This is a genomic window from Rathayibacter sp. RFBD1 (genome assembly GCF_002932915.1).
GTDB lineage: Bacteria > Actinomycetota > Actinomycetes > Actinomycetales > Microbacteriaceae > Rathayibacter.
The window spans coordinates 205793-218778 of record NZ_PSWQ01000009.1 but is presented as its reverse complement, the minus strand read 5'-3'; the positions used below and the strand labels follow the sequence as shown (position 1 = coordinate 218778).

The following is a 12986-nucleotide window of genomic DNA, read 5'->3' as shown; positions in this document are numbered from 1 at the left end:
ACCGGCGGCCCGCCGCCTCCGAATAACTGGAGACGGGCACTCCGCCCGCCCCGCCGAGAGGAACCCCTGTGCCGATCCCCGCTGTCGACTACAACCACGTCCGACTCACCGTCCGCGACATCGCCGTCTCGCGCCCCTTCTACGACTCCGTCTTCGGCTTCGACGTCGCCTTCGAGGCGCCGCCGGCCGATGCGTCGCCGGAGGAGAAGGAGCAGCTGGCGTTCGTGTTCGGCGGCGTGATCTACCAGTTCCCGGGCGGACTGCTCGGCCTGCGCCCCGTCGCGCCCGGCGACGACCGCTTCGACGAGGACCGGGTCGGGCTCGACCACGTCAGCTTCACCGTCCCCGACCTCGACGCGCTGAAGGCCGCCGCGGCCGTGCTCGACGACCTCGGCATCCCCCACGAGCCGATCAAGGACGCCGGCGGCATGAGCCTCCTCGAGTTCCGCGACCCCGACAACATCGCGCTCGAGATCACGTCCCCGAGCTGATCAGAGCAGCGCGCGTATCGAGATCTCCACGCACGAACGGGCAGGTCTCGATACGCCGCTTCGGGCTACTCGACCAGCAGAAGTCCCCGACATGCTGATCGAGTAGCGCGCTCAGCGCGCGTATCGAGATCCCCGCGCACGCCCGGAGAAGCGGACTACGGACGCCGCCGACGGTACGGAGTCGTCGTCGACACCCGGACGAGGCCCGCGCGCTCCAGGATGGGCCGCGAGTACTCGGTCGAGTCGCTGTGCACGAGGGTCTTCCCGAGGGCTCGAGCGGAGGCGGCGCGGGCGGCCGTGACCAGGCCGTAGAGCCCGCGTCCGCGGTACTCCGGCAGCGTCGCTCCGCCCCAGATGCCGGCGAAGGCGGTGCCCGGGACGGGCTCGAGCCGGCCGCCGGACGCCATCCGCCCGTCGACCTCGGCGACCCACAGCTCCATGCCGTCGCCGCGTGCCAGGCGGGCGACGAGCGAGTCGGCGATCGACACGTCGACCTCCTCCTCGAAGGCGGCGTCGATCATGGCGCTGAAGGCGCGGACGTCCGGCTCGTCGACGACCCGCCGCAGCACGACCCCCTCCGGGACCGGCCGGTCCGAGAGCAGCGCCTCGACCGGGCCGATCATGATCGACTCGGCCTCGTCCGGCGCGAAGCCGTTCGCGACGAGGGCGTCGTGCAGGCCGGGGGCCTCGTCGTGGCCGCGGGTCTTCCACTCGACGCGGGTGATGCCGGGATCGGCGTCGAAGTGCGCGCAGGCCGCGGCGACCAGGCGGGCGATCTCCGCGGAGGACGCGCCGGCGAGGTCGCGGTAGGTGACGAAGCCGCGTCCGCCGGCGAAGGTCACCAGACGCAGAGGCCCCTCGCGCGTCACGGAGACGGCGCTCGGGGTCTCGGCGTCGGAGCGGAGCTGGTCGTCGTAGGCGCGGAGGTAGTCGGAGCTCATCGCCCCGACGCTACCCCCGGACCCGGGCGATCAGGTCCTGGATGAAGGGGATGACGTCCTTCGCCTGGTCGACGCTGGCGAATCCGGTCGCGACGAGCGGCCAGATCGAGCCGATGAGCGTCGCGATCACGGCGGCCACCGCGGCGACCCAGGCGAGGGCCGCGTTGCGGGAGAGGAACGCGACCGCGAGGCAGGCCAGGCCGACCGCGTAGCTGAGGACGATCGAGAGGACGATCGCGCCGACCGGGACGTCGAGCGCCCCGGCCGTGGTGCCGTCGGCCGCGCCGATCAGCCCGAGGACGGGCAGCAGCACGGCGACGACGACCACGAACGAGAGCACGACGCCCGTGCCGAGCGCGATCCAGGCCGCACGCGGCTTGCGTCGCGCGCCGTACGAGCGGGTGCGCACGGGACTACTCCCGACCGGCGGCGGACGACGCGCGGTCGTCCTCGGAGCGGTGGGCGTCGGTGTCGTCGGACGCGGCGTCGCGATCGGCCGCGGCCTCGTCGCGCTCGACGTGCTCGGACTCCTCCGCCGGAGCGACCTCGACGGTCGCGGTGCGGGGGTCGCCGTCGTCGTCGACCGGCTCGACCTGGACGCGGACCACGAACTCCGCGGTCTCGACGACGGCCGGGGCCGCGTGCGTCTCGACGCGGGGGTCGTCCTCGTCGCGCTCGGCGGCGCGCTCGTCATCGGCCGTCTTCTGGGCGGCTGAGCGCTCGTCGCGCTCGTCGGCCGCTCGGTCCATCGCGTCCGCGGCGTCGTCGGCGGCGTCCGCCAGGCGTCCGCGGGCGGAGTCGACGGCACCGGAGACGGCGTCGCGGGCGTTCCCGGCGGCCTCCTTGGCGGAGTCGCGGGCGTCGGACGTGGCGCGCTTGGCGGTGTCGACGAGCGGCTCCCTGTCCTCCTCCGGCTTCTCGATCGGGTCGAACGGGCCGTGGACGTCGGTCGCCTCGACGTTGACGACGACGTGGCCGCCGGCGACCGGCTCCGCCACGCGCTGCACCTGATCGCGCACGGCGTCCAGGACCTCGCGGACGGGGTGGGGGTACTCGACGACGAGGTCGATGTCGACGGTGGTGACGCCGTCGGCCTTCGAGACCGTGACTCCGGGGACGGTGCTGGTGCCCAGCACGCGGCGGGAGGCGCGGTCGAGGCCGCGGGCGACGGCTCCACCGAGGTGGTGGACGCCGGACACGCGCTGGGCGCTCTCGCCGGCGGCGGTCGCGACCCGGCTCTCGGTCGACTCGGGCTCGGACGGCTTCCCGTCGCGGCGGGCGGACTCGCGCCGACTCTGCTCGTTCGGGGTCGGCTGCTCATCGGTGCGGATGCGCTCGACGGTGCCGGGCTCCATCGGATCGGACATGGGGTGCTCCTTCAGAAAGACTTCCATCCCGCCTGAGCGGGGCTCTCCGGCCCTCCCGATCGGGAGGGCCGGACGGTGGTGCCGGCGGCTACTGCACGCGGGCGGTGCCGCTCATCTTCGTCCGCAGACCGCTGACGATCTGGATGACGACGGGCGTCTCCTCGCCGAGGAGGGCGTCCCACTGGCGGACGGCCTGGTCGACCGTCTGCCGGGTGCGGGCGGGCGAGGCGCCGCGGCGGGTGTGCGCGGTGACGCGCAGCACCTTCTGGTGCTTGATCTCGAACGCGGTCACGTCGACCGCGACGATGGACGGCTCCTGCGACAGGGCCTCCTCGAGGACCTGCTCGGCGACCTTCGCGTCGATGGTGACGGAGCCACCGGTGGGCGTCCCCGCTCCCTCTCCGGAGCCGACGCGCAGCAGCGTGGAGGTGCGGCCGCGGCCCTGGCGCACGATGAAGCGCACCAGCAGCAGGATGAGGACGAGCGCGACGACCGCGATGACCCAGAGGATCCACGGGGTGCCGCCCGAGAGGGCCTGGCTCGTGGGGTCGGCCGCGTCCTGCGCGGCGGTGGACACGTTCTCCTGCACCTGCGGGAGCAGCGACCCCACCGCGACGGCGCCACCGGCGAGGAGGAGGACGAGGCCCACGACGAACAGGAGCAGCCGGTTGAGGAATCGGTTCGTGGTGGTCATCAGCGGACCGTTCCCTTCTCGGACAGGCGCACCTTGGAGCGCAGGCGCGGGGTGCAGTCGAACGTGGCGAGCTCGGCGTCGACGGCCTCGCGGATCGGCGTGACGTCGATGCTGCGGCCGGAGGTGCGGGAGACCGTCACGTCGACGACGCGGGATCCGACCGACACCGACACGTTGTCGGGGTCGACGTCACCGGCGTAGCCGGCGGTGCGGGCGACGGCCTGCGCGATGACGCGGTCGTCGACGATCGCCGCGGTGCGGTCGGTGCTGACGGCGCGACGGCCGCGACGGCCGGGCTTGAGCGACACGACGATCAGGACGAGCCCGATCAGAGCGAGCACGGCGCCGGCGGCGGCGGTCAGCGCGATGGGCGCCGCGGCCGCATTGAGCAGCGAGGACGCTCCGTCCTGCGGGGCCACGAGCAGCGCGGGCTGGCCGAGGACGGCGAGGACCGCCTCTGTGCCCAGCCACGCGAACAGCAGGATGAGCAGGACGGCGAGGACGATCGCCGATCCGGAGCGGGACGAGTGCGTCTCGCGCCGCACCAGGCGCGGGTAGAGCGCCCGGCCGGCAGTGGTGGGAGTCGTCACGACACCCTCCTTCGTTCTCGGAGGTCGGCACCGGTGATCCGGAGGTCGACCCGGCCGATCGTGGAGCCCGTCAGTTCGAGGCAGCGCGAGCGGATGGTCGTCTGCGCCCGGCTGAGTCGGTCCAGCAGCGTCCCGGAGGAGCGGCGGCCCGTCTCGCCCAGGGGCGTGACGTGGATGGGGGCGTGCGCGACGACGTGGAGGCGTCCTCCCTCGTCGTCGAGCTCGACGGACACGTCGGACGAGTTCACGTCCAGCGCCTCCGCGGTGACGGCCGACACGACTCGGCGCACGGCGCGCGAGCTGATCGTCGTGCGGCCGTGGCTGGCCTCGTCGGCCATCACCGCCGCGGTCACGAGGACCGCCGCCCGCGGAGGGTGTCGCCGAGGGAGCGCAGGTCGAGCTTGCCCTCGACGACCCGCCCGACGCCGTAGCCGATCGCCATGGCGAGCGCGACCCAGAGGAGCGCCCAGAAGCCGAAGACGAGAGCGGTCAGCGCGAGGACCGCGCCGAGGACCAGGCCGATGTGGGACGGAGTCACTTGACGCGGCTCTCGGTCTCGTCGTCCTTGTCGTCCGAGGGGATGAAGACGTCGGAGATGGTGACGTTCACCTCGGCGACCTCCATGCCGACGACCGAGGAGATGGCCTCGGAGACGGCGGAGCGGATGCTGTCGGCGAGCTTCTGCAGCGCGACGGGGTACTCGGCAACGACGGTGATGTCGGCGGCGACCTGCTTCTCGCCGACCTCGACGGAGATGCCCTGGCCGCGGTCCTGCGCGTTGATCGCGTTGCGGATGGCGCCGATGGCGCGGGCGGCGCCGTTGCCCAGGTCGTGCACGCCGGGGACCTCGCGGGCCGCGATGCCGGCGACCTTCTCGACGACGCCGTCGGCGATCGTGTTCTTGCCGGCCGAGGTGGCGGTGCCGTGCTTGGCCGAGGAGGCGTTGGCGAGGCTGGTGGGGGTGACGTTGGTCATGATCTTCTCCAGATGGTCAGAGGTCGTGGCCGGGGCCGCGGTGCTCACGATCCGTGGCACATGATGAAGACGTGGCTCGGGGCCCGGACGTCCCGGTGGCTCAGCCAAGGTGCAGGGAACGTCGAGCGGAGATGCGTTTCGCGGCCACCGGCGTCCACAGGCCTCGGCGGCGCACTCGCTGAGCGGCCAGCGGAGTGCACAGCCGCGTCAGGCCGCGGTCGCCGTCCCCGCCGGGAGCCGGCGGTCGCGCCGACGGGTGAGGGCGCGGCGCCAGGCGGGGCTCCACCGCTCCTCGGCGACCGCGTTGACGCCCCACGACAGCAGGAGGACGACGACGAAGGCGACGAGTCCGGCTCCGTCGCGGCCGATCAGCGGCCAGAGCGCGCTGACGATCGCGCTGCCCACGACCAGATGGAGGATGTAGAGCGAGTAGCTGATCCGCCCGAGCCAGAGCAGCGGCGCCCATCTCAGCACGGCGGTCCGGCGCCGCATCGCGACGACCGTGACGGCCGCGCAGACGCCGAGGACGACCGCTCCGTCCGGCCCGCCGTGGAGGAGCTGGGCGTTCAGGGCCGCGATCAGAGCCGCCGGCACGGCGAGGAGCTCGAAGCGCCCCTGCCGTCGCGAGAGGAACAGCAGCATTCCGACGCAGAAGAGGGGTCCGTACTCGGCAAGCGTCAGGTTCGCCAGGACCCGGACGGCGACCGGCGCCGAGACGACGTCGACGCCTCCCGAGACGAGGTGGGCGGCGACGGAGGCGGTCGCGGCGACGCCGAGCCAGACGACCACCAGCACGCGGACCAGCCGATCCGTGAACCGGCACTTCGTGAGGACGAGCACGAGCAGCACCAGCAGGTAGAACTGCATCTCGACGGCCAGCGTCCAGAACGCGCCGTTCACGTTGGGCACCAGCAGCAGCCGCTGCACCATCGTGAAGTTGAGCAGCAGCTCCAGCGGCGTGAGGTCGGTGCCGGGGACGCGGGCGAGAGCGCCGACGACGATCGAGACGACCACCGCGATCCAATAGGCCGGGTAGAGGCGGCTGACGCGGGAGATCGCGAAGTCCGACGGCCGCCGCGCGCGGTCCGCGGACATCAGGATCACGAAGCCGCTGATGACGAAGAAGAGCTGGACGCCGAACTCGCCGAACGGGAGCGCGACGGATCCCGGCGGTGCATCCGGATGATCGAGCGAGAACGCGGTGGTGAAGTGGTAGACGACCACGCCGAGGGCGGCGAGGCCGCGCAGACCGTCGAGCTCGACGAAGCGTGACGCCACGGCTCCCCCGCTCCGGAGCCCCCGCCCCTCGCTCGAGTGTTCCAGAGCGCTCCGGTCGCCCGCGCGTCGGCCGTCCGTCGTTCCGCGCCGCGCCCGGCACCCGCCTCGACCCGCATCCCGGCGGCGGAGGCGCGGGGAGGGCGGCGCTACGCTCTCGGGATGGATGCGGAGCGCGCGGGCGAGGGGACGCCGACCCCGGCGCCGGGCGACTTCCCGTACCGGTCGCAGCTGCTCGCGAACCTGAGCGCGCTGATCCTCCTCTGGGAGTCGCCGACGCTGCAGGGCCGCATCCTCGCGGCGACCGGCGAATCGCTCGACCAGCCCGCGCACCAGACCCTCCGGCACCTCCTCGCCTGGGGGCCGATGCGCCCGACGGCCCTCTCCGAGGCGCTGGGCACCGGCGCCTCCTACATCAGCAAGATCGTCGGACGGCTGGAGCGCGACGGACTCGTGAGGCGGACGACCGACCCGGCCGACCGGCGGGCCAGCCTGGTCGCCCTGACGGACGCCGGAGAGACGGCGGCCCGGGGCGTGTACGCGCTGGGCGACCGGATGATCGCCGAGGTCCTGGCCGGATGGTCGGACGACGAGGTCCGCCGGTACACCGAGCTGACCGAGCGGTTCGTCGCGGATGCGATCGCGTCGGCCTCGCGCATGACCGAGCGCGGACTCCTCCCCGCGGAGGAGCAGCGCGTCAGGCCGAGTGCAGGTGGCGGTCGAGCGTCATCCAGTTCTCGCGGCTGAGGCGGGCGGCGCCCTCGGTGTCGCCCGCGCGGAGGGACTCCACGATCGCGCGGTGCTGCTCCACGGATCCGCGGGCCGCCAGGGAGGCGAAGCGCTGGCGCTCGGCACGGCGGATGAGCGGAGTGGCCTGCTCGAGCACGTCCTCGATCATCCCGTTGCCGCTGAGCCCGGTGAGCACCGCGTGGAACGCGTCGTCGGAGCGCAGCGCCGGCTCGACGTCGCCGTCCGCCAGCGCCCGGGCGAAATCGTCGTTCGCCGACTCCATCGCGGCGAGCGCCTCCGGAGTGACGGCCGGGCCGGCGAGGCGCGTGGCGAGCTCGTGCATGGCGGCGGCGATCTGCTGGGCGTCGCTGATGCTCTCGGCCGTGGCGGGGGTCACGATCGTCGCCCGGCCGGGCTTGGCCGAGACGAGGCCGACGCGGGCCAGCCGGAGCAGCGCCTCCCGGATCGGCGTCCGGCTGACCCCGAGCCAGGCCTCCAGCTCCTGGTCGCGGAGGCGCTCCCCCGGCTCGAACGTCCCGTCGACGATCGCGTCGCGCAGGGCGCGGTAGACGTCGTCGCGGAGGAGGGACCGGGGGGTGACGGCGGTCGTCTTCGGGATGGGCATACGGCGACGATAGCACCGCGCGATATATTGCATACGCCACTCGACCGCCGCCACCGGCGTCACTCCACCGACACCGCGCCCGCTCCGCTCACGGCGAGCCGGGTGTCGAGCGGGAGCGGCTCCCACCGGTCGCCCGAGCAGAAGTCGACGCGGTCCCGGTCCAGTCCGCTCGTCGTCACGACCTCGCCGCCGTCGAGCACGACCAGCGTCTGCATCCCCTCGTCCTCGGACCGGTCGGGCCCGGACCAGGAGATCCCGGTCCGCTCCTCGACCGACTCCGGCGACTCGTAGGGGCAGACGACGAGGAAGTCAGAGCCGTCGACGCCGTCCACCTCCGCGAGGGCGAACGATCCGCCCGCCGCGGCCTCGGCGGCGTCTTCGACGGCCGGGCCGGGATCCGCCGCGCCCGCGCAGCCGACGAGCAGCAGCGCGGACGAGAGGACGACCGCGGCAGCCCGGGTCCGGTGGCCGGAGGCGGCCCCTCGGCCCGCCGGCCCCGTCACCGCGTCGCCCGCACCGCGTCGAGGATCAGCTCCGCGACCGCGTCCGGCTCCGAGACCGTCACGGCGTGCGACGCGTCGATCTCGACCGCGGTGGAGCGGGCGCGCTCGGCCATGAACCGCTGCGACTCGGCGGGGACGGCGAGGTCCTGACGGGTGATCAGGGTCCAGGACGGGATGCTCCTCCACCCGGCGGCCGTGGCCGAGTCCTCGAGCGCGGCGGCCGCGATCGGCCGCTGGGTCGCGGCCATCAGAGCGGCGGTGGGCTCGTCGACGTCGGCCGCGAAGACCTCGCGGAACCGGTCCTGCTGGATGTAGAGGTCGTCGCCGGAGAACCCGCCGGACGCGAAGGGGACGGGGGTCAGGGCGGGGCCGAGCTCGCCGCCCGGGAACCTCCCGGCCAGCTCCCCGGTGCTCTCGCCCGGCTCCAGGAGGAAGCTGGCGACGTAGACGAGCGCGCGGACGTTCGCGGCGCCCTCCGCCGCCTCGCTCGCGACGGAGCCTCCGTAGGAGTGGCCGGCGACGACGACGGGTCCGTCGATCCCGTCGAGGACGCTGCGGAGGTACTCGGCGTCGGGGGCGAGCCCGCGGAGGGGGTTGGCGACCGCGAGGACGGGCAGGCCCTCGGCGAGGAGCCGGGAGGCGACTCCGTTCCAGCTGGACGACTCGGCGAACGCGCCGTGGACGAGGACGACGGTGGGCCGATCGCCCTCAGGGGTGAACGCGGACGTGGACATGGCTGCTCCTTCGGGATGAGGTGGTCGGACGACTGCATGCAATATATTGCATGCAGGTAGAAGAAGGCGAGAGGGTGGCGGGAAATTCCCGGGGTGGATGAACGGAGTGGTCCGGTCGCCTGGTCAGGGCCTCCCGCCCTCCCGGCGAGCCGAGCGTTCAGCTCCCGTCGTCATCGACTTGCGCATGCGCGCCGACGTCGCCCAGGGCGAGACGCTCTCGACGGAGTGAATGCCTCCTGCCTGGCCGTTCCTGCGTGGAGGCGCGCGGACACGATGCCCCCACCGGCGCCGGAGAAGCCTCGCGCTCCTCGATGAGCGAGAGGACATAAGCTCGCACACGTGGCAGCCGGCGCAGTGATGTACAACTTCGCGATACAGCTGGCTGATGTGGACCGCGGTGTCTACGAGGACATCACGTTGCGGGCCGCTCGGCACCCCTCCGAGACCGACGCGTACATGATGACGCGCGTGCTCGCGTACTGCCTCGAATACGTGGAGGGGATCACCTTCAGCGAGGGGATCTCGTCGACAGCGACCGAGCCGGCGGTGCTGGTCCGCGATCTCACCGGCAGGCTGACCACGTGGATCGAGGTGGGCGCGCCGGACGCCGAGCGACTGCACTTCGGGAGCAAGCTGGCCGACCGCACGACGGTCTACACGCATCGCAACCCGGAGAAGGTGATCGCGGCGTGGTCCGGCAAGCGCGTCCACCAGCTCGAGCAGATCACCGTGCAGAGCTTCGACCAGGGGTTCCTGGATGCCGCGGTCGCGGTACTCGAGCGCCGCAACACGCTGACCGTGTCGGTCGTCGAGGGGCAGCTGTATCTCGAGTTCAACGGCGTGACGTCGAGCAGCGACATCCACGTGCATCAGCCGGGCTGAGCCGGCGCCGAGTGTCACGAGGTCCGTGTCCGGAAGACCGGTCGGAGGACACGAAGGAGCATGACGGCAGGGCACTCGCCGCCGACGAGTGGCCTCCTGTTCTGCGGGCCTTCGTCCTGACCGCCGTCGTGGTGCCGCTCGCCGTCTACCAGGTCGTGCCGCGGCTGCTCCTCCTGCACGGCCGGATCGTCGCCTTCCGCGGACGTCACCGAGCGGCCCGAGGCTGAGGTCGGACGCTGACGACCCTGGACGCCGAGGGGCTCGAGGCCGCTCCGAGTCGAGTGGGGTCTCGGCGAGCCGGTCGCGGGCGATGGTCGCGGGGGATGCCTGCTCCTCGACGCTGCGGGTGTTGAGTCCGAGGAGTCCCTCGGGGGGTGAGCTCGGCGCTGATCGAGTCGATGATCGCGGCGGCGTCCGCGTCGACCTCGCGCTCGCCACGGGGACGACGGGGAGGAGAGCAGGAGGCCGGCGGAATCGTCGAGCTGCACGAGGGTGTCGTCGGCGACGGTGCTGACCCACCGAAGACGGCTCTGGGGACGGCGCTGCATCGACCGGCTGTACGCCCTCGAGGGGCGGCGATGAGGGTCTGGTGCTGGGGTGAGGTGAGGCGATCCTCGGCGACTCGTTCTCGTGTGGGGCCTCATCTGGCGACGTCGATGAGCAGTCGCTCACGAGGAGGCCGGAGCGGCTGGGCGGCCTCAGACCGTGCGGACCGTGCCGCCGTCGACCACGATCTCCGCGCCCACGATCGAGGCGGCGGCGTCCGAGACGAGGAAGCCGATGACCTCGGCGACCTCCTCCGGCGCGGCCAGCCGGCCGAGCGGCACGCCGCCCAGCGAGTCGAGGAGGAGCCCCATGCCCGCCTCGGGACTCACGCCGCGGGAGTCGGCCAGTCGCGCGGCGAGCGCCTCCGCCCCCTCGCCCTGGAGGCCCCCGGGCGAGACGGTGGCGACCCGGATCCCGCGCGGCGCCAGCTCACCGGCGAGCCCCTTGCTGTACGCGCGGAGCGCCGCCTTGGCCGCCGCGTAGCCGAGCGTGCCGTCGGGCAGCGGCATCCGGCCCTGGATCGAGCCGACGTGCACGATCGCTCCGCCGCCCCGGGCGAGCAGCAGCGGGACCAGGGCGCGGTCCATCCGCACGGCGGCCAGGAGGTTGAGCTCGAGCTCCGCCGCCCAGTGCTCGTCCGACAGGGCCGCGTGACCGCCGGCGGGAGCGGACGACCCGCCCGTGACGTGCACGACGGCGTCCACGCCGCCCTCCTCCTCCAGCGCCGCGGCGACCAGGGAGGCCGCTTCCGGCCGGGTCGCGTCCGCCTGGACCACCCGTGCCGCCCGCGTCCGCTCCGGCGCCGACCGGCCGACCGCGACCACGCGCGCTCCGGCGTCGACGAGCCTCGCGACCGTCGCCGCCCCGAGGCCCCTCGTCCCGCCGATCACGACGGCGGTCCGGCCGTCGAGCCGCTGCGACGACGGGAAGCCGACCCGATCTCCTCCGCTCATCAGGCGGGCTCGACGATCAGCTCGGCGATCCGGTCGTCGCGGACGGTGAAGGAGAAGGCGAACGTCAGCGGGCCTCCGGGGAAGTCGCCGTCGACGGAGGCGAGCAGGCGGCCGTCGGCGAACGAGGCGGGCGAGACGACGACCCGCGGCTCGATCTGGTGGACGGTGAGCCACTCGCGCACGCGGTCGCGGCCCTCGTAGGTGGAGCCGTCGTCGGCGACGACGGCGTCGGGCGCGAACACGGCGAGGAGCGCGTCCGCGTCGTGGGCGTTGGTGGCGGCCACGAAGTCCTGGACGGGCTCCGGCAGGGTGACGTCGTTCACGGCGGTTCTCGCTCCTCGTGCTGGGGGCGCGTCGAGGGTCGTCGGCTCGGGCCTCCGACCGGACGCACCCGGGGTGGGTTCGGTGGAGTCAGACTAGCATTTACTGTCCCACAAGACAGTATTTCCGGAGAGATCCGTGGACGACGAAGACCCGGCACCGCCGTGAGACGGTCCGGGCCCTCGGGCACGCAGGGGCTGCGCGTCAGCGGCGCAGCGTGTGGCTCGGCTTCTCGTCGAAGCGCACCTGGTACGCGCTCGCGAAGCGGCCGAGGTTGCCGAAGCCCCACTCGCGGGCGACCGCGGCGACGGTGGTCGAGCAGGGGTCGCCGGCGACCAGGTCGGAGTGGGCGCGGTCCAGCCGCACGTCGCGCAGGTAGACCGACGGCGACACTCCGAGGTGCCGCTTCGTCGCCTGCTGCAGCGTGCGGGTGTGCAGACCGGCCGCGCGGGCTGCGTCGGCCGGGGTGATCGGCTCGTGGGCGTGGTGCTGGAGGAAGTCGAGCGCCACCCGGGTGCGGGAGGCGGACGGGCGCCGCAGCACGGCCGGCACGTCCCACGCGCGCCACGGGAACAGCAGGAGCAGCACGCGGGCGAGGTCGAGCTCGGCGGTGAAGCGCACGAGCGGAGTGATCGCGGCCGTCGCGAGCGCGGCGCTCGCCTCCGTCACCGCGGCGCGCCAGCGGGCGAGGACGCCGGGGTCGGCGTCCGCCGCGTGGTCGAAGGAGACGGGCTGGCGGGGGCCGGCGTGCGTCTCGGTCGCGACGTCCTCGAGGAACCCGGGGGCGAAGTGGATGAGGTTCTGCCGGTGCGGCTCGAACTCGAGCCCGAACTGGCGCTCCGCGGGGAACAGGAACGGGGCCGAGAGCGCGCCGGTCCGGGTGAACGGCGGGAGGTTCAGGCGTCCGCCACCGGCGCGAAACCAGCCGACGACGTACTCCTTCAGGTGGGGGACCTGGCCGGTGAGGGCGCCGGAGCAGTCGGAGGTGCGCAGGGTCACCCGGTCGCTGCCGCGGACGGCGTAGCGGTAGGAGAAGCCGCGCTGCAACGGAGCGACGCGGAACTCGCCTCCGCCGTACGCCTCGGAGTAGACGGCGGACGCGGCGGACGGATCGTCGCCGGAGGCTTCGTAGCGCCGGTCGGCCCGCTCGTCGCCCGCGAACGGGCTGCCGAGAGTGAAGGTCGACTCGCTCATGACGTCCGCCCGGGGCGGCGGCGGAGGGAGCAGTGCATGGGGGGCTTCTTCCGGGTTCGGGGTCTGTGCGCTCGGGGGGACGCACGAGGGGTACGGAATCAAGACGTGTCGAGGAGCCGGAATGTCACGAATCCCGTCTCGAGACGTCCCCCATCGGCGGCACTCG

The 12986-nt window shown here is 73.3% G+C and carries 18 protein-coding genes; 3 read left to right on the top strand and 15 right to left on the bottom strand.

Features of this window, described 5'->3' with window-relative positions; genetic code table 11:
- Positions 1-68: 68 nt before the first annotated feature.
- A complete protein-coding gene (locus C5D50_RS04585) occupies positions 69-491 on the top strand; it encodes a VOC family protein (RefSeq protein WP_104282869.1) in 423 nt (140 codons plus the stop codon).
- Between the two features lie 155 nt (positions 492-646).
- On the opposite strand, the gene C5D50_RS04580 is transcribed toward C5D50_RS04585, so the two are convergent.
- The 9 genes from C5D50_RS04580 to C5D50_RS04540 form a co-directional block, all read right to left on the bottom strand.
- Entirely contained in the window at positions 647-1432 is a 786-nt protein-coding gene (locus tag C5D50_RS04580; protein ID WP_104257483.1) for a GNAT family N-acetyltransferase, read from the bottom strand.
- Positions 1433-1442: 10 nt separating this feature from the next.
- Positions 1443-1841 carry a hypothetical protein gene (locus tag C5D50_RS04575; protein ID WP_104223994.1) on the bottom strand — a complete coding sequence of 133 codons (399 nt, stop codon included), beginning with the start codon at positions 1839-1841 and terminating at the stop codon, positions 1443-1445.
- Positions 1842-1845: 4 nt separating this feature from the next.
- Positions 1846-2799, bottom strand: a complete 954-nt coding sequence (locus C5D50_RS04570; protein WP_181137291.1) for an Asp23/Gls24 family envelope stress response protein — start codon at positions 2797-2799, stop codon at positions 1846-1848.
- An 88-nt stretch (positions 2800-2887) separates the two neighbouring features.
- Positions 2888-3493 carry a hypothetical protein gene (locus C5D50_RS04565; protein ID WP_104238125.1) on the bottom strand — a complete coding sequence of 202 codons (606 nt, stop codon included), beginning with the start codon at positions 3491-3493 and terminating at the stop codon, positions 2888-2890.
- Entirely contained in the window at positions 3493-4083 is a 591-nt protein-coding gene (locus tag C5D50_RS04560) for a DUF6286 domain-containing protein (protein ID WP_104225847.1), read from the bottom strand. Before C5D50_RS04560 ends, C5D50_RS04565 begins: the two co-directional genes overlap by 1 nt.
- On the bottom strand, positions 4080-4436 hold the full coding sequence (locus C5D50_RS04555) for a hypothetical protein (RefSeq protein ID WP_244230558.1): 357 nt from the start codon (positions 4434-4436) through the stop codon (positions 4080-4082). Before C5D50_RS04555 ends, C5D50_RS04560 begins: the two co-directional genes overlap by 4 nt.
- Positions 4433-4621, bottom strand: a complete 189-nt coding sequence (locus C5D50_RS04550) for a DUF2273 domain-containing protein (RefSeq protein WP_104223990.1) — start codon at positions 4619-4621, stop codon at positions 4433-4435. The genes C5D50_RS04555 and C5D50_RS04550 overlap by 4 nt, the downstream gene beginning before the upstream one ends.
- On the bottom strand, positions 4618-5058 hold the full coding sequence (locus tag C5D50_RS04545) for an Asp23/Gls24 family envelope stress response protein (protein WP_104223989.1): 441 nt from the start codon (positions 5056-5058) through the stop codon (positions 4618-4620). Before C5D50_RS04545 ends, C5D50_RS04550 begins: the two co-directional genes overlap by 4 nt.
- Before the next feature lie 207 nt (positions 5059-5265).
- On the bottom strand, positions 5266-6336 hold the full coding sequence (locus C5D50_RS04540) for an acyltransferase (RefSeq protein WP_181137290.1): 1071 nt from the start codon (positions 6334-6336) through the stop codon (positions 5266-5268).
- 159 nt (positions 6337-6495) lie between these two features.
- Here C5D50_RS04540 and C5D50_RS04535 point away from each other — a divergent pair, with 159 nt between their 5' ends.
- Positions 6496-7080 carry a MarR family winged helix-turn-helix transcriptional regulator gene (locus C5D50_RS04535; RefSeq protein ID WP_104282866.1) on the top strand — a complete coding sequence of 195 codons (585 nt, stop codon included), beginning with the start codon at positions 6496-6498 and terminating at the stop codon, positions 7078-7080.
- On the opposite strand, the gene C5D50_RS04530 is transcribed toward C5D50_RS04535, so the two are convergent.
- Genes C5D50_RS04530 through C5D50_RS04520 form a run of 3 tightly spaced genes read right to left on the bottom strand, consistent with a single transcriptional unit; the run spans position 7031 to position 8924 of the window.
- Positions 7031-7687, bottom strand: a complete 657-nt coding sequence (locus tag C5D50_RS04530; protein ID WP_104282865.1) for a GntR family transcriptional regulator — start codon at positions 7685-7687, stop codon at positions 7031-7033. The two genes, C5D50_RS04535 and C5D50_RS04530, sit on opposite strands and share 50 nt — an antisense overlap.
- A 59-nt stretch (positions 7688-7746) precedes the next feature.
- Positions 7747-8190, bottom strand: coding sequence for a hypothetical protein (locus C5D50_RS16520; RefSeq protein WP_104282864.1), 444 nt, complete (start codon positions 8188-8190; stop codon positions 7747-7749).
- The gene (locus tag C5D50_RS04520) at positions 8187-8924 is read right to left on the bottom strand and encodes an alpha/beta fold hydrolase (protein ID WP_104282863.1); all 738 of its coding nucleotides are present in this window, start codon (positions 8922-8924) and stop codon (positions 8187-8189) included. The genes C5D50_RS16520 and C5D50_RS04520 overlap by 4 nt, the downstream gene beginning before the upstream one ends.
- Before the next feature lie 339 nt (positions 8925-9263).
- On the opposite strand from C5D50_RS04520, the gene C5D50_RS04515 reads away from it, so the two are divergent.
- On the top strand, positions 9264-9806 hold the full coding sequence (locus C5D50_RS04515) for a YaeQ family protein (protein WP_104250497.1): 543 nt from the start codon (positions 9264-9266) through the stop codon (positions 9804-9806).
- A gap of 698 nt (positions 9807-10504) precedes the next feature.
- Here the strand turns inward: C5D50_RS04515 and C5D50_RS04505 are convergent.
- The 3 genes from C5D50_RS04505 to C5D50_RS04495 form a co-directional block, all read right to left on the bottom strand.
- Positions 10505-11305, bottom strand: a complete 801-nt coding sequence (locus tag C5D50_RS04505; RefSeq protein ID WP_104282861.1) for an SDR family oxidoreductase — start codon at positions 11303-11305, stop codon at positions 10505-10507.
- Positions 11305-11628, bottom strand: coding sequence for a nuclear transport factor 2 family protein (locus C5D50_RS04500; protein WP_104282860.1), 324 nt, complete (start codon positions 11626-11628; stop codon positions 11305-11307). Before C5D50_RS04500 ends, C5D50_RS04505 begins: the two co-directional genes overlap by 1 nt.
- Positions 11629-11830: 202 nt before the next feature.
- Positions 11831-12820, bottom strand: coding sequence for a helix-turn-helix transcriptional regulator (locus tag C5D50_RS04495; RefSeq protein WP_104282859.1), 990 nt, complete (start codon positions 12818-12820; stop codon positions 11831-11833).
- Positions 12821-12986: the final 166 nt, after the last annotated feature.

Coding starts and splice junctions, on each gene's coding strand:
- C5D50_RS04545 (WP_104223989.1), bottom strand. CDS start 5,058: ATGACCAACGTCACCCCCACCAGCCTCGCCAACGCCTCCTCGGCCAAG.
- C5D50_RS04530 (WP_104282865.1), bottom strand. CDS start 7,687: ATGCCCATCCCGAAGACGACCGCCGTCACCCCCCGGTCCCTCCTCCGC.
- C5D50_RS04535 (WP_104282866.1), top strand. CDS start 6,496: ATGGATGCGGAGCGCGCGGGCGAGGGGACGCCGACCCCGGCGCCGGGC.
- C5D50_RS04495 (WP_104282859.1), bottom strand. CDS start 12,820: ATGAGCGAGTCGACCTTCACTCTCGGCAGCCCGTTCGCGGGCGACGAG.
- C5D50_RS04570 (WP_181137291.1), bottom strand. CDS start 2,799: ATGTCCGATCCGATGGAGCCCGGCACCGTCGAGCGCATCCGCACCGAT.
- C5D50_RS04565 (WP_104238125.1), bottom strand. CDS start 3,493: ATGACCACCACGAACCGATTCCTCAACCGGCTGCTCCTGTTCGTCGTG.
- C5D50_RS04505 (WP_104282861.1), bottom strand. CDS start 11,305: ATGAGCGGAGGAGATCGGGTCGGCTTCCCGTCGTCGCAGCGGCTCGAC.
- C5D50_RS04580 (WP_104257483.1), bottom strand. CDS start 1,432: ATGAGCTCCGACTACCTCCGCGCCTACGACGACCAGCTCCGCTCCGAC.
- C5D50_RS04520 (WP_104282863.1), bottom strand. CDS start 8,924: ATGTCCACGTCCGCGTTCACCCCTGAGGGCGATCGGCCCACCGTCGTC.